Raw genomic sequence first — 18,996 nt, 5'->3', positions numbered from 1 at the left:
CACCCAGCGTGGTGAATGCGGCGACGGATGGAAGGGGAGGCGTTCGTAGGACACTAGGCCGGGGTGGGGTTGGTGAGGAGAAGGGGAGTGTGGGATCGGGAGAGGAGCGATTCGTATATTGCTTATGTGTCCTTTAACCTCGGGTGGATTTACATCAACTGCGGGGTGGACGTAAGCCACTCAAGCGGCGAGTGATACGACGCTCAAGATAGAGGCTGGAGTCACGCTTGGAGGCTCAAGCGCAACCCTATATTCAACAACTGATGTCTAAACACAAAGTGCTTTTTACAAAGACATTTACGTGGGGTGTTTGAGGTTACATTTTTGCCTTCTGGGCATTGCGTCTTTTTCGCTGTTGCTCCGCCCTCACCTTCAGCTTTCGTCCGCGGCTGCCCGTCTTTCCTTGGTAGTACGCTTCTGGATCGTCGGACTGACCCGCCCCGTCACCATGATCTGCGAAAGTGAGTCTTGCGGTGGGAAACTCTGCCTTCTCGTGTGCTGCGGCTACTACGGCCGGTGTCGGAGCAACGAGCTGATACTTGCGGTCCCCGAGTCGATACGCCGCGCTGCACTTCGATCCTTTCCCGTAATACTTGCCGTTCAGCTCAGTGGGATAGCCGTCAAGTACGGCAACGGTTATTTGCCTAGGGACTCGGTGCTGTGGCTGAGAGAAGTTGAGGTGCACGACTTCCGCCAATGCGTACTTGAACATTCCTCCGATCTCGATGCCTGCTGTGGGGTCGTCGCTGTAGTCACGTTTTTGAACCGCCATGCGTACTCCGACAACATCACCCTTCTTAAGTCCCCACCATGTGACCCAACCTTTCCATCTGTTTTCTGTCTCACCGTTGCACGGCAATTGACTAGGGGTGTAAGTGTGGCCGGTTAGCTCGGCCGGTTCGCGTCCGTGCTCAATATCAATGAATTGTTTACTCGGTTCGTTCATAGCTCTAGTTCTTCTACTCGTAGAGAGTTGTAAGTGTTCGTTTGAAGTTTCAGTAATTACGGGTGGAAGGCATTTCAAGCCCAAGTCTGACGAGCAGGCGGCTCGTGGACGTTGGGTGCCAATCAGACCCCGACGCCGTCACATACCCCCGCTCCTTCAACTCCCTGCACAGTCCCCGTACGGATTCCACGGCCACAGACGTGTCCCCGAGGATCGACTCCACCACAGGCCGCATCCGCTCGGCGTCCGCTTGGGCCTTCGTCTTGTTCATCTGAGGAGCGGGGCTGTTCCCCGGCGTGAGGTTGGCCGGATTCCCCAGCGGCAAGCCCCGAGCCTTCCTCGCAGCCAGTGCGGCCTTGGTCCGCTCGCTGATCCGCCGAGCCTCATCCTCGGCAACAGCCGCCAGAATGTGAATCGTCAGCCGGGAGGCGTGCGGGTTATCGCAGGCGACGAAGTCCACCCCCGACTCCATCAAGGCGGAGAGGAACGCCACGTTACGGGCCAGCCGATCCAGCTTGGCCACGATGAGGACAGCCTTCCGCCGCTTCGCCGCGGCTAATGCCTTGGCCAACTCGGGCCGGTCTCTCCGCTTGCCGGACTCAACCTCGGTAAAGGCTTCCAGGATCGTCCCGCCGACCGTAGCGGTGTGAACCCGGACGGCCTCCTCCTGGGCTTCCAGCCCCAAGCCTGACCGGCCTTGGCGTGCAGTAGACACGCGGTGATACGCGACGAATCGTGGGGCGGGCTGACTGACCATGCTTTACTCCTCGGATAGTGGGCGTTACAGGCACGAACGGACGTTCGATATGTGTAACGGTCGCCATCGTAGCGCCACGGCCATCGGCGCGCCAGAGGTTTCTCGTCATTTCGTGAACTATTTTGAGTTTGTTGTGGCGCGCAGGTGTAGAGGTGGGTATCTTGCTGGTGAGGCTTCGGCGTGGCGTTGACGGTCAGCGTCATCGACGAGGCAGCTTATACATGGAGTCTTTCGGGTGAAGCTACTCGTTGAGACAGGACGTTGGTTCATGCTTGATCTGGATGGTGGAGCTGTGACTGTGCGAAGCGGTCGGTGGGCTATGAATGCCTTCTGGCTGAAGAGCACGGCTGAAGCTCACCAGTACGCAGAGTGGGAGCGTGGAGAGGATGCGAAGGCTGTATCGGTGGGGCGGCTGATGGTCGCCTTCTACCGCGAACAGTTGGGCCGATAGCCCGCTGATACAGCCCGACCAGAGAGGCCGAGGCTTTTCGTCAATGTCTATGCATTTTCGGGTAGATTTCGGAAGGACCGACTCACGCCGCCCGTGAGGTGGCCAACGCAAGGATCAGACCGTGAATCCACATGTATCCGGGTGGCTAGGAATACTCCTCCGCGCCGTGGCAATCGTGCCAGCGTGGTTCACCATCGACTTCGCTCAGGTCGCTATCAGAGTCCCCAACGTCGCGGGGATGTTTGCAGCTCTCGCGGTGCTATGTGCCGGTGCCGCTTGGGGGCTGTGGCATGTCGGTGGCAAGCTGTGAATGGCCAGCAGGTCCAGAGAGAAGACGCCTAAGAGCTTCCGACCTCTCAGGCGAGCCCACAGGTGCCCGGCGGTTTCAGGCGATTAGACGCCTTCTCCTGACGAGTTGACAAGAAGGGGTGGGGGCATGTGTTGCTGAGTTGGAGGTGTGAGGACGCGAGGGGGGTATGGGGGGAAATCGCCTCTCATGTTCTATGAGATAGCTTGACGCGAATTTTGCCCAGAATACGTTAGAGCCATTAGTACGCTCTGCGGGTGGTCTCGGAGTGGCTATGACTTCTGGTAGGTCGAGTGGACGTGTATATCTTGAATTAAGTGATAACGAAAACTCAAATATGAATTTGATTTTGTAGAACTGTGCTAGCCGATATACGCTACGTATAAGCATGCCTAAAGTGGTACCCATCTTGATTGCTGCAATCGTGTTGTTCCAAGCTTTGCTTGGCAATACGGCTGGTGTAATTTGTTTTGGAGGTGGGCACGAGCATCCAGATGACGATATAGTTCAAGCATGTGAACTGGACTGCAGCCATGCGTCCAACAATGCTTTGCTGCCCGTTCCGGTTGAGGAATCACACTCTGAATGTGGGTGTATTGATATTGATTTCTCGATTTCTGAACTGCTTACAGTACCGCCTCGTGTGGAATCCTCATTTCCAACAGCGCTCGTATTCGAAACCGTTGATCTGGTGTTGGTCCGCAGCCTGCATTTTCGGCCGATTGGGTTCTTGCCACAAATGCCAAGTTGGTTTGACCCCGGTGGCATGCAGCGTGTGGAACATATCTCAACGACTCGTCTGATTGTGTAGTACTGGAAGTTCGTTCCCGTTTCCACCGTCGATCGCATGGTTGATGGCTGGCTATTCGTTGGATCGCTTTCAGGAATTTATCCATGTTAATTAGATGCTTTTCGCGGTATGCGCGGAGGCTCTGGTACGCGGCGCTGTATGTAAGCGTCTTGCTCTTCTCGGGCTGCCAGAGCTACCAACCCGTACCCGTCAACCTTGAACTACACAGGGCCGAAGTTGCCTCACGCCTGGATGAGCAGGAGACGCTTCGTGCATTCTCGCAGCGGCTTTCGATCGCCGACAGAGATGCGGCCAACGCATTCGATCTCAGCGATGGGATCGACGTAGCTGAGGCCGAGGTAATTGCACTTTTCTACAACCCGGACTTGCGCTTGGCTCGACTAAACGCGGGCGTGGCTCTAGCCACTTCTGAGACGGCTGGCCTTTGGGAAGACCCGGTATTTGGCTTTGATGGGGCAGAACTGCTCTCGCCCTCGGGCCCGTTTGAATACGGGATGACGTTGAGTTTGACGATCCCTGTCTCGGGACGACTCGGTGCTGAACAGGACCGGGCCGATGCGGCGTATGTTGCGCAGCTCCGGCATGTTGTCGATGCCGAATGGACCACGAGGGCACGAATTCGCCAAGCGTGGGTCACTTGGTCGGTGGCAAACGAACGAGTGGAGCTGATCGATCAGGTGATCCAATCAATCGGCCAAATCAGTGAGGTGCCCAGTCGCCTAGTCGAGGCGGGAGAACTCACTCGTACCGAGGTGAGGCTGCTCAACTCTCAGGGGCTTAGTCTGAGCGTAGAAAGGTTTTCCGTTGCCGCCGAGGCCGAACAGGCGCGGCTTAATCTTCTTGCGTTGATGGGAGTGCTGCCAGAAACACAACTCACACTTGTGTCAGCACTACCGGTGTTGGACGACCTCGAACCATCAGAATTGACCGAACGACTAATCCGTACGAGTACCTATCTTGCGGCATTGAGAGCGGATTACCAAGTCGCAGAAGAAGCTCTGCGGCTGGAGGTCCAAAAGCAATATCCAGATATTCAGATCGGGGGCGGTCTTGGCAGCGAGGATAATGACGACCGACTCCTGCTCGGCGCTTCTCTACCAATCCCAGTTTTCAACGCCAACCGGGGTGGCATCGCCGAGGCGCATGCGAACCGTGACCTAGCACGTGCGACGGTCGAGACCGAGTATGAACGTCTCGCTTTCGAGTTGGTGTCAACTCAGACGCGATTAAAAGCAGCCGAGCAGCAACGAAAGGTTCTCGAACGAGAATTGGTTCCGATGCTCGATGAGCAGGCGGACGAGATCGATCGCCTTGCTGAATTGGGGGAAGTGAACACACTCGTCTTGTTAGAGACAGTGACCCGGCGGTTTGAAGCAAAGAACCAAATTCTCGAACTGCACCAAACTGCGCTACGTGACCGAATCGAGGTGGCGCGGCTACTGGGGCCAGCAGAAGCGATAAAGCCAGTGCCCGTTCCAGGCACAAACAACACAGAACCCATTGATAACGACCGCGATGCGGCCGAAGGAATCTCGCCATGAAATTTGTTACACAAAGGGCCTGGCTCACGAGCATGTTGGCCGTTCCATTGCTACTGATCGCTTGCGATGGTAGTTCTCCTAACTACGATGATCAGCGGGAAGATGGTGGTGAGCATGCCGATCGCCAGCAACCCGAAAACCTCAATCTCATCGATATCCCGGCTCCAGTCCGCAACAATCTCGGTATTACGTTTGTTCAAGTGGAGCGTCGCAGGGTTGAGCAGACTTTGCGCGTGCCGGGGCACTTTGAATACCAGCCCTCTGCCCGTCGTGATTACCGCACTCCGGTACCGGGGCGGGTTGAGCTGGAGGTTGAGCAGTTTCAAAAGGTTGAGGCGGGGGCGGTGCTGTACCGCATCGACTCGCCGGGCTGGCGTGAACTGCAACAGAACCTTGCCGAAGCGGGTTCCGAAATCGATCAGCTTCGTGCTCAGATCGAAACTTACGGCCCGCTGCTGGAAGCTCACCAGGAACACGAGCAGAGCTTGCGGGACGTAATCGAAGTTTGGACGACTCGTGTGGAGGGATTGGAGGGGCTCCGCGAGGCGGGCGGCGGGCGGATTGAACAACTCACGCAGGCCCGCGCCGAGTTGAGCAGTGCGCGGGCTGATCTCGCACAAGTACAAGAAAAAAAGGCAGAGCTGACTGCCGAGAGGCAGCAGGCACAGGTCGGGATTCGGGCGGCAGAATCGCGCCTGAATTATCTGTTGGATGATGCAGCGGCGGTCACGGCATTAGGCCGTGCAGACCTTCTCGCTTCCACCCGTAGCGATGGCCGGGCTCTACCAAGATGGTCCACGATTGACCGAATCGAGGTGCGGTCCGAAGTGGCGGGTGTGGTAGCGATGTTTGGGCTGACCACTGGCGCTTGGGCGGACGAAAAGACCTCGGTTGTCACCGTTGTTCAACCCGACCGTCTTCGCTTCCGAGCATCAGGTCTCCAGAGCGATCTTGGCGTACTACGCGATGGTCTTTCGGCGAGAATTGTCTCACCCTCACCGACCGCCTCTGGACGCTCGATTTCTATCAGCGACGACATGACTGGCGAACTTCAACTCGGATTGGAAGGCGATCCGAACGAGCGAACAGTTGAGATGTTCGTGATTCCCGAACAACTCAAGGATTGGGCACGTCCCGGTGTGTCGGCGCAGCTTGAGGTGGTGTTTGATGAATCTGCGATTACCGAATTGACGATCCCGCTTGCCGCCGTCCAGCGCGATGGGCTGACCCCAGTCATCTTCCGACGCCAGCCCGATGATCCCAACCAGGTGATGCGGATGGAAGCAGACCTCGGCCGTGACGATGGCCGATGGGTTGAGCTACTCAGCGGTGTTGCAGAGGGTGACGAGATCGTTTTAGACGGCGGCTTCCAGCTCATGCTTTCGAGCAGCGGCTCCATCCAGAAAGGTGGCCATTTCCACGCCGACGGTACATTTCACGAGGGAGAGCACTGAACATGCTGAAAGCTGTCATCCGCTTCTCTCTGAACTATTCATCGCTCGTGCTGATTGCCGCCGTGCTTGTGGTGGCCTATGCCGGTTACCGGCTACCACACATGTCAGTAGATGTATTTCCTGAACTCAACGCGCCGACCGTCACCATCATGACGGAGTCCGGTGGGCTCTCTGCCGACGAGGTCGAGCAGTACGTCACGTTCCCCATCGAGACCTCGGTTAACGGAATGACTGGAGTGCGTCGCGTCCGCAGCGCCAGTGCGATCGGCCTTTCCATCGTGTGGGTCGATCTCGACTGGGGGGCTGACCTGTACGATGCTCGTCAGCTCGTCTCGGAACGGCTGAACGCAGCACGTGGCAGCTTGCCCGAAGACACCGAGCCTTTCATTACGCCTATTACGTCGATCGCTGGCGAGATCATGCTCGTGTCGCTTTCTTCACCGTCACGTGAAGTGAGTTCAATGGACCTGCGAGCCTATGCGGAGTTTGATCTGCGTAACAAGATTCTCGCGGTGCCGGGCGTCGCCCAGGTCGTTGCGATCGGTGGCGAGCTTCCTGAATACCAAGTCAACGTCGATCAGGAACGTCTGCGCCTATTCGATCTCACCATATCCGACGTAGTCCAAGCGGCGGGCGGATCGCACAGCACTGCGAGCGGGGGCTACCTCGTTGATGTTGACCATTTTGAGATCCCCATCCGCCAGCAGAGCCGAGTCACCCGCCCGCAGGACATCGCTAACACCATCATCAAGTACCACGATGGCGTACCGGTCACGATTGGGCAGGTCGCCGAAGTCCGTCTCGGCCCTGCTTTGCGGCGCGGCACCGCTTCTGAGGGGGGACAGTCGGCCGTCATTCTTTCCATCCAGAAATCGCCCGGCACGAACACACTCGCATTAACCGATCAACTGGACATACTGTTCGATCAGATCGAGCCGACACTGCCCGGAGGCGCTGAACTTAACCGTGACGTGGTGAGGCAGTCTCACTTCATTGATCGCTCAATCGACAATGTAACCAAAGTACTGCTCGAAGCGGTGGTGATTGTTCTCGTCGTTTTGGTGTTGTTCCTGATGAACGTGCGGACGACGCTGATCACCCTGACCGCGATCCCGATCTCGTTAGCGGTTGGTCTGCTGATTATGGACGGGATGAATCTCGGCCTGAATGTCATGACGCTCGGGGGCCTGACTGTCGCGATCGGCGTGCTGGTCGATGACGCGATTATCGATGTCGAAAACGTATTCCGTCGGCTCAAGCAGAACCGTGGCCGTCCTGAATCTGATCGGCGGGACGCGGTAGAGGTCATCTTCGATGCGAGCAACGAAATCCGACCGGCGATGGTGTTCGCGACCCTGATCATTGTGATGGTCTTCGTCCCGCTGCTCGCGTTGCAGGGGCTAGAAGGCCGCTTTTTCCAGCCGTTGGCGCTGACCTACATGGTGTCGATTGGGGCCTCGCTCCTAGTCGCACTGACCGTGGTGCCGGCGCTCTGCCGTTTCCTGCTCAAAGGCCGATTGGGTGGGGGCGGCCAACATGAAGACCGCGACGGTTTCCTGGTCCGCCTGCTCAAGCGGTCGTACGAGCCCAGCTTGCGCTACGCGATCCGCTTGCGTGTATGGGTGATCGGTGGAGCGGGGCTTGCGACGGTTGGTGCGTTGCTGCTGGCCAGTACCTATGGCACTTCGTTCCTGCCATCGTTTAATGAGGGGACTTTCACAGTTTTCCTACTCGCGCCACCCGGCACGTCGATCATCGAAAGCGACCGGCTAGCGACCGAAGTGGAGAAGCAACTTGTCGAGATCGATGGCGTACGTTCAGTCTCTCGCCGTACCGGACGGGCCGAGCGTGACGAACACGCCGAGCCGGTGAGTAATTCTGAGATTGAGGTGACGGTTGAGGACGGCAGGGACCGCCACGAGGTCCGAGAGGGCATCGATCGTGTACTGGGGGCAATCCCAGGCATCACCACGATGGTCGGCCAGCCGATCGAGCACCGCCTGAGCCACGTGCTATCCGGTACTCCGGCCGCGATCACGATCAATGTCTACGGCGAGGAACTCAGTGAGCTGCGTCGGGTGGCCAAGAAGGTTGAAGGCGAGTTGCAAGCCCTTCCCGGTGCACGCGATGTCAACGCCAACCGCGAAGTCATGATTACCTCGCTTCCGATCCGCTACCGTCACGCCGAGCTTGCTGCGGTCGGTCTAAGCCCCGCAGACGCTGCGGAGCAGGTCCGCGAAGCCATCTACGGCGAACGGGTCGATGTTGTGAACGAAGGTATCCGCCAATATGACCTGGTGGTTCGCTTGGCTCCAGATCAACGTGAATCGATCCGCCAGGTCCGGGACCTACTGCTGCGTGGCCGTGGTGGGGCAACCGTCCGCCTGAGGGATGTGGCGGACATCGGCCCTGAGCGTTCCAGCAACCTGATCACACGCGAGAATGCCCAACGCAAGGCGGTCATATCGCTGAACGTGGCCGAAGACTCGAACCTGGGCGACCTTGTTGAACAGGTTCGTGAGCGGGTCGATCCTATTGTTGCCGAAGCAGGGATGACTGTTTCCTACGGCGGGCAATTCGAGGCCCAGCAGTCGGCATCAAGAACCATCCTTGTTGCGGGATTAGTCGTGGCAGTCGTCATGCTTTTGCTGTTACAGATTTCGACGGGCTCGATGCGGGCTGCGGTTCTAGTCATGCTCAACATGCCTCTGGCCCTCATCGGCGGGATCGTCGCGATCTACCTCACCGAAGGCGGCGGGGCCGTATCGAACACGCTGGCCCTGTTGGGGGTTGGTGGGGACTACATCCCGCCCGTGATTTCCATCGCCAGCATGGTCGGCTTCATCACGCTGTTCGGTATCGCAGTCCGCAACGGCATCCTGTTGATCAACCACTACAACCACCTCATGCAGGAGGAAGGCGTCGCACCCGACGAAGCAGTGGTACAAGGCTCGATGGAACGGCTCGTGCCGATCCTGATGACCGCCATATCTGCCGCACTGGGTCTCGTACCGCTCGCTTTAGCGGCGGGCGAACCAGGAAGCGAGCTGCTTGCGCCTCTGGCGATCGTCACTCTCGGCGGGCTGCTGACCTCGACTTTCCTCAACTTGATTGTTGTACCGGCGGGATACGCGCTGGTTTTTCGATGCCAAGCAGAACCACGACGGGCACCGGGCCCAGGGGCATCTATTCACTAATCGGGCGGTTACGACCGGCCAAATCCAAAGGACCTTGATATGACCATTCTCATGAAGCTATTGCTTGCCCCTGCTCTCACAGGGACATTTCTACTCACCGGATGCGGCGAATCCCACGACGACCACGATCATGATCACGAACAACATTCGGAGGTGGATGACCACGCCAACGAAGTCAAGGATGAACATGATGCAGATCATGGTCTCGGCCAAATCGAGATCGCCGGTTTGGTACTCGAAGTTTCAGTCGGTGGCGAGCCAGGCCCGAATGTCACATTACACCTCGATATTGAAGTCAAGGGTGAGCCAACACCTGAGGCGATCAGAGCGTGGATAGGCGATGAATCTGCCACGGGATCGGTCAAAAGCAAGGCATTCGGTTCGGGCGGCGACTACCACGCAGATGTAACGTGTCCGGCTGATTTTGATGAAGGGGGTATTCTATGGATCGAATGTGAAAATAGTGAGGGGGTGCGAATTACTGGTCAATTATCGCTGGAGCAGAAAGACTAATAGTGCACATGGGTTCGCGCAAACTGGTGTAGTCTTGGCCTGAGCTGTGCTCGCATATATCCAGATGACTTGCGTTAATAAATGCCCACCGCCACCCGCTAAGGCAGCGTGGGCTAGATGATCTATACCAGGGCCATTGCTGGTTCTTCCTGGGGAGCCATTGGTTTGCCTTCACCCATGTGACCGTAGAGGTCCTCTGCCGCCCGCTCTGCCATGGCTCGATCTGATGCTTCCTGAGCCTTAAGGAGTTGTTCTCGATTGAGGGGGACGTAAGGCTCGGGGTAGCCAAACCGCTTCCGATCCTCATTGATTACACGTTCTCTTACTTTCTCGGGAAGCTCTGGATCGTAGATATCGTATACCTCGTGTGATCCGTCATCGTCTCCAAGTACGATGATCCTGATACCGGTTTCAGGCGGGCTGAGGCGAGGGACTGGTGTCGTAATCAGAAGGCCATTCTTTGCGGGAAACGTCATGTCGATATTCCTTATCGCTGGCTGTGAAGTAAACGCAGCCCCGCACGCCAGCCGGTGGGGGCGACGTGTGGGGTTACGTTTTCGTACTTCGTGTGATGCCGAGGATGGTCTTCCGGACGTGGGTCGGGAGGGTCGGCCATGCGGCCATCACCTCGCCTAACTCGCCCAGAGCGGTGAGGTCGAGGGGCGGTGCTGAGGCTGTTTCTTCCGATTCTGCCCCTGTTTTTGCACCAGAGCCTCCCTCGGGAATCCGTAAGTGAAGGCTTTCGCATTCGTTACGATCATTTGAATTAACCCCGTAGGGGTCACTTTTGACGAATTGCTCTGACGCCGCCTTTTGCGGCGTTTTTGCTTTTCCGGGCATGAGTGATGAGCGGTGTCGGGGGTGATGCGAGGCCAGATGGGGGCACGGTATGTCTGTTTTATCGCGGAAAGAAGGCATGCTGATCGTCCCGGAAACCTGTCGAGCGGGTGTTCAGTTGAGCGGTACCCCGAGCGAAAGAAGCACGCCTGCTGATCCTCATTTCTGAGTTTTCGGTGAAAAAAATGTCTTTGCAATCGTCTTACAGGTGCTGAATAATGCACTTGGGTCATTTTCCGCGGTCAACGATCAGAGTAGTTTGATATGTCGAATGAGCAGATCATTGAGCGGTGGCGCAAAAAAGTACATCGCTTGATCTGGGTGCGCGTTGGGGTGCGCGCGAGCATCGCGTATGCGTTGGCCTGGGGGGTGGTGGCGCTGGTGCTGCGTGCGATGAGCGACGGGGTGGTTGGCCTGTGGTGGGGCGGGCTGGGGCTGATCGTCGTTTGGTTGGCGGGGGCCTGGTGGTCGCGGAGTGCGGTGCCCTCGGCCGACAAAGCGCGGGCCTTGTTTGATCATGAAAACGAACTCGGCGGGCTGATGATGGTCGAGGCCGAGGGTCGGGAGTCCTGGTCGGGTCAGATGTCTCGGCTGCGCGAGCCCAGCGTCCGTTGGCGGGGCGGGCCCAGTGCCTGGTGTTTGGTGGCGTCGGTCTGCTTTGTGATCGCGGCGATGCTTGTGCCGATGCCGGGGCAGGCGGCGGAGCGGGGGCGATTGGACGTGAGCCGATCGGTGGAGGCGATCCAGCGGCAGGTCGAAGTCCTCGAAGAAGAACACATCCTGGACTCGCCCGACGCGGACCAGATCCGGCAGGCCGCGGAACGCATCGGCGAAGAAGCCCGGGGCGACGACCCGTCCAAGACGTGGGAGGCGTTGGATCACCTGGCTGATAAAATCGAGCAGGCGGCCGACGAAGCGGTGGAACTCGCGCAGCAGCGCAAGGACGAGGCGGCGGCGGCGCAGGCGTTGTCTGAAGCGCTTGAACAAGGCGCTCAGACGCTGTCCTCCGAACGATTAAGTGAAGCGATGTCGGCCCTGGCAGAGTTGAGTGAGTCGGCTGCGGGTTTGCCCACGCTGGAAGGACTGACCCTGCCCCCCGAGTTGGCGGAGGCCTTGTCCCAGAGCGGGATCGATGCGTCGCAGCTGAGTGAAGAGATGCTGCAGCAACTCGCCGAGATGATGGCGGGTCGGCAGGAAGAACTCCAGGCCATGCTCGACGCGCTGGCCGAGGCGGGCCTGTGTGAAGGCGGCGGCTCGGGGTCGGGCGGCGCGGAAGCGATGGATGCGGCCGAGTTGCTCGAATGGCTGTCGGGGGACGGCGAGTGCGACGGGCAGGGGGTCCTGGCGATGTGTCGCGGCATGCGGGCGGGGCGGGGCGGCCTGAGCCGTGGCCCCGGTCACGCCGAGATGATCTGGAAAGACCCCGCATCGAAAGAGGGCGTGGAGTTTGATCCGAATCTGCTTCCGCCCTCGCGGATGAACGAGTTGCGTGATGCGCAGTTGCTGGGGACCAGCCGAGGGGCGCCCCAGCAAGTCGACGGGGCCACCGGATCGAGCGGCGGCGCACTCGCCGGCGCGACGGCGGGCGGGGGCAGTGCCGCCGAGGTCGTGGTGTTGCCAAGGCACCGCGCTGCGGTGCAGCGTTACTTCGAGCGCGGGGCGGAAACGGATGACTAGCACAATTGGGACAAACCGCGCGGCGATTGATGCGTTGTGCGACACCCCAAACTTTTAGACTGTATGCGGTTCATATTTTGGACCCGCGTTAAGCGTGATTCTGGCCTAACGTGTTTTAACTTCTGTGACAGGACCGGGTATGACCGACAATCCATCGACCTTGCGGTTGCTGCAGCCCCAGGAGCTACAGCCCGCAGTGGACCTGACCACTCGCATCCTGGCCGACCTGGATGCGGTGCTCTTGGGGCAGCAAGAACTACACCGGCTGGTGCTGGCGGGGGTCCTCAGCCGCGGGCACATCCTGCTCGAGGGCATGCCCGGCGTCGGCAAGACCGTGCTGATCAAAACGCTGGGGCAGATCATGTCCCTGAGTTTCAACCGCGTGCAGTTCACGCCCGACCTCATGCCCAGCGACATCCTGGGCACGACCATTCTCCAGCAGTCCGGCGACGGCCAGCGGCGCATGGTCTTCCAGCCCGGGCCGATCTTCACCAATATCCTGTTGGCGGATGAGATCAACCGTGCGTCGCCGAAGACGCAGGCCGCGATGCTCGAAGCGATGCAGGAACGCCGGGTCACCGTGGGCGGCGAAACGCGTCCGCTTTCCGATCCGTTTTTTGTCCTGGCGTCGCAGAACCCGATCGACCTCGAGGGGACCTACCCGCTCCCCGAGGCGCAGGTCGACCGCTTCCTGTTCAAGCTCCACGTCCAGCAGCCGGACGTGGACGTGCTCGAAACGATCCTCGACACCCGGCGGCGGGGCGAGGCGGTGACGCCGCAGTCGTTCGTGTCCGAGGAACAATTGCGTGGCTTGTTCGGGGTGATGGAGCGGATCGTCTTGCCCTCGCCGGTGGCGCGGTACATCGCTCGCCTGGTCGCGGCCTCGCATCCTTCCGGCGCGGAACAGCCCGGTGCCGAGGTGCCCGATGTGGTCAAGCAGTACGTGACCCACGGGGCTTCGCCACGGGCCGCGATCGCGATGGCCGAGTCCGCCCGCGCGGTGGCGCTGCTCGCCGGCCGACCGACCGTTGGTTTTGAAGACGTCGATACGGTTGCGCCCCACGTCTTGAATCACCGGCTGATCCTTAGCTACCCCGCGCGGTTCGACAAGGTCACCGCACACGATGTGGTCCGCGGACTGATCGACGCGATCGACGAGGCCGAGTTAAACCTGCCCGCGGGGATGCGGGTCGAACAGGGGGCAGCGGAATGAGTCAGCGAATCGGGTGGTCCGGCGGGTTTGGTGCAATACAGGGATGGCTCGTCGCCGCGGCCCTGCTCAGCCTGTTCACGGCGAGCGCCGGGGCGGGCACGAGGAACTACGACGGCATCGCTGTGACGGTCGAGTCGCCGGCGTCGGCTACGAGCTGGTACGGCTACGCGGTGTACCGCATGACGGTCACCAACCGCACCGCGTCGCCCCGCAACGTCACGGTGACGCTGCCCGCCGAGTCGTGGAGCTACGGCGACTCGATCAGCCGACTGTCGCGGACCGTGCGGGTCGAGCCCAACGGCGTCGCCACCGCGGAACTCCTGCAGCCGCCGCTGACGATGAACGGCAGCGATGCCCAGGTGCGGATCGACGGTCAGCTTCAGCGTGATTTGGTTCCCCTGTCCCTCGCGAATCACATTAATCATTACGGGGATGGGCAGCCCATACTCACCAGCCGGGGTGCCGGTCGGGTGCTTGCCGGGAACTTTGACAACGCGATGACCGCGCTCGTGGAGGCGCGCAACGCATCGGGCAGTCCGTACGGGGGGTTTGGCGGGTCGTCGGATCGTCCAGGCCATCTGGCTCGCGCGCAGTGGCCGGTCAACGAATGGAGCGGCAACTGGTTGGCCTACACGCGCTACCTGGTGGTGATGCTGACCGAGGAAGAGCTGCGCGACGCGCCGCCCGCGGTGGATTCGGGGCTGCGGGATTATGTGGCGGCGGGCGGACTGCTCGTGGTCATCGGAGAAGACGACCGTTTGCCCGAGCTCATGCCCGCGTGGCAGCGGGCCGCGACTTCGGAGTGGGCCACGCAGGCCGGTAACGCTCAAGCGATGCGTGTCGGGCTGGGCGAAGTTGAGCGGTCGAGCGCCGACACCCTGGCGGCGTTAGACGCCGATGGCTGGGAGCAGTACATCCAGCGTTCGCTGGAGAAGATACGGGGTCGCACGAGTAAAATCAGTGCCGACGCCGCCGAGGGCCGTCTCCCGATGCTCGAAAAAAACCAAGTCCCCGCCCGCGGCCTGCTGGGGATGATGCTCCTGTTCACGTTGCTGATCGGCCCGGCCAACATCTTTCTGCTGTCGTGGATGAAGCGACGCATGTGGCTGCTGTGGACCATCCCCGCCATCGCGTTCGTCTTCGCGGGGGCGGTCCTGGCGTATTCGATCCTGAGCGAAGGCGTCCGGCCGCGTGCGAAGACGGTTGCCGTCACGGTGCTGGATCAGACGACCCGACAAGCAGTGACGCTCGGGTTCACCGGCTACTACGCCCCGCTCACCCCCGGCGACGGCCTGCGCTTCGGTGAACGCACGATGATCACCCCGCAGAACAGCGACTCGGGGTACTACGGCTACAACCGCGGCCGCCCCCGCACGATCGATGTCACCAACGGCCAGCACCTCAGCCGCGGCTGGGTCGTCGCCCGAGTCCCGGCGCACTTCGACCTACGCACCGTCGAGGACCGACGCGAACGATTGGACATCACCCGCGCCGAAGACGGCGGCCTCGCGGTGGTCAACGGCCTGGGGTTGCCGATCAAGCGGCTCATCCTCGTAGATGCGCAGGGGCAGATGTACGAAGCGCCAAGCATCGCGGCGGGCGGGTCCGTCGATGCCGAAAGGATTGAGCGAAAAGCCGTTGATCGCGAATCGGTCATGGAGAAGCTTTCGGAAGTTGGGGCGATCTATACGGTCAACGATCTTGAAAAGGCGCCCGAGCTGTATGCCTCCAGATCGACGTACGTGGCGATTCTCGACGACGCGAGTTTTGTCGAGCCGGGCCTGGCCGATCTGACCGATCACGAGACCCGGGCGGTGGTGGTCGGGCGTTGGGAGGGAGCCGAGTAATGCAGTTCCACGTTGAAAACCTCACACGCACCTTCGGCAAGACCAAGGCCGTCAACGACCTGTCGTTCAGCTTCGAGACCGGGCAGATCTTTGCCTTCGTGGGCCCCAACGGCGCGGGCAAGACCACCACGATGCGCATCCTCGCCACGCTCGATGTGCCCGACGAGGGCGGTTGCCGCTTCGATGATCTGGACATCCTGCAGTACCCCGAAGAGGCCCGCCGGATGATCGGGTACATGCCCGACAACCTGCCGACCCACCGCGACCTGACGGTCCACGACTACCTGGATTTCTTCGCCCGGGCCTACGGCCTGCGGGGACGCAAGCGCATCCGCATGGTCGAACAGATCGAAGAGTTCACCAACCTGATGGGCATCCGCGAGAAGATGCTCAAGGCGTTGTCCAAGGGCATGAAGCAGCGTGTGTCGCTTGCGCGGGCGTTGATCCACGACCCGCCGCTGCTCATCATGGACGAGCCCGCCGCGGGCCTGGACCCGCGCGCCCGGGTCGAGCTGCGCGAACTGCTCAAAGCGTTATCCAACCAAGGCAAGGCGGTGTTTATCAGCTCGCACATCCTGACCGAGCTCGCCGAGATCGCCGACGGCGCGGTGATCATCGAGCGGGGCGGCCTGCTGCGTGCTGGGACCATCGACCAGATTTCCCGGCACGGCCGCGCGGACAACGAACACTTCCAGCACGTGGCGATCCGCACGAAAGACCGCAACGAAGAGTTGTACAAGACGATGCTGGAGATGCCTTACGTCAAGCAGGCCAAGCAGGCCGGGCCCTACGTCGAAGCCGAGGTCGCCGGGGACGAGGACCAGGCGTGCGAACTGCTCGCGGAGCTGCTGCGTCGTGAATACCGCATTATTGAATTCAAGCAGGTCGAGACCGACCTGGAGCAGCTGTTTATGGATGTGACCAAGGGGGATGTGCAATGAGTGCGATCACGGGACTACTGCAGGTGCCGGGCCGAACCACGGGGTGGATCGACGACCGGATGAACCCGATCGTGGTCAAGGAACTTCGTCAGGCGGTGAAGTCGCGCTTTGTGGTCGCGGTGCTCATGCTGATGTTGTCGATCCTCATGATCATCCTGACCGCGGTGCTGCTGGGCCAGGACCCGCGGCGTGGGTTTGATGAGGACGCCGGGTCCGAGCTGTTCCTGGTCTTCCAGTCGATCTTGCTGGCGACCTGCATGTTGTTTGTGCCGCTGTATGTCGGCATCCGGCTGGCGGCGGAGCGATCCACCGCGACCTCGGACCTGATCTACGTCACGACCATCCGCCCCTCGTCGATCGTCTGGGGCAAGCTGCTGGCGGGCATGATCGTCACGGCGTTGACCTTCAGCGCGTGCGCGCCGTTTATGGTCATCACCTACCTGCTCCGCGGGATCGACTTGCCCACGATCTTGTTCGTACTGAGTCTGGATGTGTTGATCGTGTTGGCGGCGACGCAGCTGGCGATCTTTGTGGGCACGATGCCGATCGGCTGGCCGGTGAAGGCGTTCCTCAGCCTGGTGCTGATCGGCATGTCGGTGATGGGTTTCATCGGGATGACGATTTTCGTCGGAGATGAACTGCTGCGCAGCGGGATCGGCTCGGCGATGGACGACCGCGACTTCTGGATCGGGATGGCGGTGTTTGTCGGCTCGTGGTTGGCGGGGGTGGCGCTGGTGTTCTTTCTGTCGGTGGCGATGATCACGCCGGCGACCGCGAACCGGGCGCTGGTGCCGCGGCTGTACTTCACCTTGGTGTGCGTCGGCAGCTTCGTCGGGTTCTTCTACCTCACCCGGAACGTCGGCACCATGGAGCCGTTGGTGGCGTGGCTGGTCGGGGTCTTCATCATGCTGACCCTCGCGTCGGTGATCAGTTCCAGCGAGCGAGAAAACCTGGGGCCGCGTCTTCGGCGTGGCATCCCCCGGTCGAGGCTGCTGCGGGTCCCCGCGTTCTTTTTCTACAGCGGCGCGGCGGGGGGGCTGCTTTGGGTGCAGGGGCTTCTGCTCCTGTCGATGTTGGCTGTGTATATCGCGAAGGCCTATTTCGAGGGGCTGATTGCCAGCGGTGCGTCTTCTACCTTCCGCTACTCCTCGTACGACCCGTTCCCCGATGAATGGCTGCCGCGGTTTGCGTCGACGAGCATGTGGGTGATCGGCTACCTGCTGCTGTCGGTCATCATCTGCCGCCGGTCCACGAAGATGAAAAACGGCGTGATCGTCACCGGCGTGATGGGCTTGATCATCATGGCGGCGGTTAGCGTGGTCCCCATGATCATTGCCTACGCGATGGACCCGGACCGCTGGGATTTCAACGTGGAATTCTGGCTGCTGCTCAATCCGTTTGGCCCGCTGTTTTGCGAAAAAGGCGACTGGACAGGCACGTATGGGTCGATCGCCTTTATCCTCTCGATCATCTTTTTCGTGGTGATGCAGCTGGTCAACCTGCCGTGGTACTGGCGACAGTTCCGGGGTTTCGCGCCGCCTGCTTCTACAAACTCCAAGGGCTTAAACGCGGACCCGGCACTAGACGATGGCCCGGGTCCAGGAGTAGCGGCGGATGGATGAGGACGCACGCAACGCGGCGATCGAGGCCGGCTGGCGGGCGGGCCTGGGCTACGCGCTGAGCCGACCGGCGCAGACGCCGGCGGGGATGCTCGGCGAACAGCTGGGCAGCGGCGTAGGGAACTCGATCGAGTTCATGGACTACCGCGAGTACACCCCCGGCGACGATCTCCGCCGCATCGATTGGTCGGCCTACGCCCGCAGCGACCGGTTGGTGATCAAGCTCAACCGCGAAGAGGTCACGCCCCACCTCGATCTGATCCTCGACACCAGCCGATCGATGGCCCTGGAGGGTTCGGCCAAAGCCCAGGCGACGCTCGGGCTGGCCGCGGCGTTGTCGGCCTCGTCGGACAACGCCCGGATGACCCGCCGGGTCTACACCGCAACGCAGCGACTCGAACCCGTGCCCGGCGGCGAGGGCGATCCCCACGCTTGGCACGGCCCGACCTTTGCCGAAACCGGCGAGGACCTTTCGCTCGGCGCGGCGATGCACGAGGTGGCCGTGCCCATGCGGCGGCGGGGCGTGCGGGTGCTGGTCAGCGATCTCTTGTGTCCGGACGACCCCTGGCCGATCGTGAGTCGGCTCGCCGAGGGCGCGTCGTCGGCCCACATCGTGCAGCTGCTCGCCCGGCAAGACGTGGACCCCTCGTGGAACGGCGACCTCCGGCTGATCGACAGCGAGAGCGGCGAGCTGCGTGAACTCCGTCTCGACGCGACGGCGCTGTCGCGCTACCGCCAGCAGCTCGATCGGCTGCGTGATCAGTGGCGCAGCGCGTGCGCCCGGGCGGGTGTGCGGATGACCGAGTTGATCGCCGAGGACTTGGTTGCGGATTGGGACATGGGGGCGTTGGTCCGGGCGGATGTGCTGCGGTTGGTCTGAATCGT

General features: G+C 60.7%; 14 protein-coding genes. 11 read left to right on the top strand and 3 right to left on the bottom strand.

Annotated elements, in window-relative coordinates:
- Positions 1–316: 316 nt before the first annotated feature.
- Positions 317–946: a hypothetical protein gene (locus tag HNQ40_RS03285; RefSeq protein ID WP_184676358.1), complete on the bottom strand. Its 630-nt coding sequence runs from the start codon at positions 944–946 to the stop codon at positions 317–319.
- A gap of 49 nt (positions 947–995) precedes the next feature.
- Positions 996–1,703, bottom strand: coding sequence for a recombinase family protein (locus HNQ40_RS03280; protein WP_184676356.1), 708 nt, complete (start codon positions 1,701–1,703; stop codon positions 996–998).
- A 1,146-nt stretch (positions 1,704–2,849) separates the two neighbouring features.
- Here HNQ40_RS03280 and HNQ40_RS03275 point away from each other — a divergent pair.
- The 5 genes from HNQ40_RS03275 (at position 2,850) to HNQ40_RS03255 (ending at position 9,977) form a co-directional block, all read left to right on the top strand.
- The gene (locus HNQ40_RS03275) at positions 2,850–3,272 is read left to right on the top strand and encodes a hypothetical protein (RefSeq protein WP_184676354.1); all 423 of its coding nucleotides are present in this window, start codon (positions 2,850–2,852) and stop codon (positions 3,270–3,272) included.
- Between the two features lie 149 nt (positions 3,273–3,421).
- Positions 3,422–4,813, top strand: coding sequence for a TolC family protein (locus HNQ40_RS03270; protein ID WP_184676352.1), 1,392 nt, complete (start codon positions 3,422–3,424; stop codon positions 4,811–4,813).
- A complete protein-coding gene (locus tag HNQ40_RS03265) occupies positions 4,810–6,267 on the top strand; it encodes an efflux RND transporter periplasmic adaptor subunit (RefSeq protein WP_184676350.1) in 1,458 nt (485 codons plus the stop codon). Before HNQ40_RS03270 ends, HNQ40_RS03265 begins: the two co-directional genes overlap by 4 nt.
- 2 nt (positions 6,268–6,269) lie before the next feature.
- Entirely contained in the window at positions 6,270–9,464 is a 3,195-nt protein-coding gene (locus HNQ40_RS03260; protein ID WP_184676348.1) for an efflux RND transporter permease subunit, read from the top strand.
- Between the two features lie 39 nt (positions 9,465–9,503).
- Complete coding sequence (locus HNQ40_RS03255; protein ID WP_184676346.1) at positions 9,504–9,977, top strand: hypothetical protein; 474 nt, start codon at positions 9,504–9,506, stop codon at positions 9,975–9,977.
- Between the two features lie 122 nt (positions 9,978–10,099).
- Here HNQ40_RS03255 and HNQ40_RS03250 read toward each other — a convergent pair whose 3' ends face one another.
- A complete protein-coding gene (locus tag HNQ40_RS03250; RefSeq protein WP_184676344.1) occupies positions 10,100–10,453 on the bottom strand; it encodes a hypothetical protein in 354 nt (117 codons plus the stop codon).
- Between the two features lie 625 nt (positions 10,454–11,078).
- Between HNQ40_RS03250 and HNQ40_RS03245 the strand changes: the two genes are divergently transcribed.
- From HNQ40_RS03245 to HNQ40_RS03220, 6 genes are all read left to right on the top strand, one after another.
- Entirely contained in the window at positions 11,079–12,491 is a 1,413-nt protein-coding gene (locus HNQ40_RS03245; protein WP_221435353.1) for a hypothetical protein, read from the top strand.
- Between the two features lie 139 nt (positions 12,492–12,630).
- Complete coding sequence (locus HNQ40_RS03240) at positions 12,631–13,704, top strand: AAA family ATPase (RefSeq protein ID WP_184676340.1); 1,074 nt, start codon at positions 12,631–12,633, stop codon at positions 13,702–13,704.
- The gene (locus HNQ40_RS03235; RefSeq protein ID WP_184676338.1) at positions 13,701–15,551 is read left to right on the top strand and encodes a hypothetical protein; all 1,851 of its coding nucleotides are present in this window, start codon (positions 13,701–13,703) and stop codon (positions 15,549–15,551) included. The genes HNQ40_RS03240 and HNQ40_RS03235 overlap by 4 nt, the downstream gene beginning before the upstream one ends.
- Positions 15,551–16,492, top strand: coding sequence for an ABC transporter ATP-binding protein (locus HNQ40_RS03230; RefSeq protein ID WP_184676336.1), 942 nt, complete (start codon positions 15,551–15,553; stop codon positions 16,490–16,492). Before HNQ40_RS03235 ends, HNQ40_RS03230 begins: the two co-directional genes overlap by 1 nt.
- Positions 16,489–18,114 carry a hypothetical protein gene (locus HNQ40_RS03225; RefSeq protein WP_184676334.1) on the top strand — a complete coding sequence of 542 codons (1,626 nt, stop codon included), beginning with the start codon at positions 16,489–16,491 and terminating at the stop codon, positions 18,112–18,114. Before HNQ40_RS03230 ends, HNQ40_RS03225 begins: the two co-directional genes overlap by 4 nt.
- A complete protein-coding gene (locus HNQ40_RS03220; RefSeq protein WP_184676332.1) occupies positions 18,107–18,991 on the top strand; it encodes a DUF58 domain-containing protein in 885 nt (294 codons plus the stop codon). The genes HNQ40_RS03225 and HNQ40_RS03220 overlap by 8 nt, the downstream gene beginning before the upstream one ends.
- Positions 18,992–18,996: the final 5 nt, after the last annotated feature.

The organism is Algisphaera agarilytica, assembly GCF_014207595.1.
Lineage (GTDB): Bacteria > Planctomycetota > Phycisphaerae > Phycisphaerales > Phycisphaeraceae > Algisphaera > Algisphaera agarilytica.
This window is presented reverse-complemented; position numbering and strand designations above follow the sequence as displayed.

Excerpts from the sequence above, each read along its gene's own strand:
- HNQ40_RS03275 (WP_184676354.1), top strand. The coding sequence starts at position 2,850 with ATGCCTAAAGTGGTACCCATCTTGATTGCTGCAATCGTGTTGTTCCAA.
- HNQ40_RS03280 (WP_184676356.1), bottom strand. The coding sequence starts at position 1,703 with ATGGTCAGTCAGCCCGCCCCACGATTCGTCGCGTATCACCGCGTGTCT.
- HNQ40_RS03285 (WP_184676358.1), bottom strand. The coding sequence starts at position 946 with ATGAACGAACCGAGTAAACAATTCATTGATATTGAGCACGGACGCGAA.
- HNQ40_RS03225 (WP_184676334.1), top strand. The coding sequence starts at position 16,489 with ATGAGTGCGATCACGGGACTACTGCAGGTGCCGGGCCGAACCACGGGG.
- HNQ40_RS03240 (WP_184676340.1), top strand. The coding sequence starts at position 12,631 with ATGACCGACAATCCATCGACCTTGCGGTTGCTGCAGCCCCAGGAGCTA.
- HNQ40_RS03235 (WP_184676338.1), top strand. The coding sequence starts at position 13,701 with ATGAGTCAGCGAATCGGGTGGTCCGGCGGGTTTGGTGCAATACAGGGA.
- HNQ40_RS03245 (WP_221435353.1), top strand. The coding sequence starts at position 11,079 with ATGTCGAATGAGCAGATCATTGAGCGGTGGCGCAAAAAAGTACATCGC.
- HNQ40_RS03250 (WP_184676344.1), bottom strand. The coding sequence starts at position 10,453 with ATGACGTTTCCCGCAAAGAATGGCCTTCTGATTACGACACCAGTCCCT.
- HNQ40_RS03255 (WP_184676346.1), top strand. The coding sequence starts at position 9,504 with ATGACCATTCTCATGAAGCTATTGCTTGCCCCTGCTCTCACAGGGACA.
- HNQ40_RS03265 (WP_184676350.1), top strand. The coding sequence starts at position 4,810 with ATGAAATTTGTTACACAAAGGGCCTGGCTCACGAGCATGTTGGCCGTT.
- HNQ40_RS03220 (WP_184676332.1), top strand. The coding sequence starts at position 18,107 with ATGGATGAGGACGCACGCAACGCGGCGATCGAGGCCGGCTGGCGGGCG.
- HNQ40_RS03230 (WP_184676336.1), top strand. The coding sequence starts at position 15,551 with ATGCAGTTCCACGTTGAAAACCTCACACGCACCTTCGGCAAGACCAAG.
- HNQ40_RS03260 (WP_184676348.1), top strand. The coding sequence starts at position 6,270 with ATGCTGAAAGCTGTCATCCGCTTCTCTCTGAACTATTCATCGCTCGTG.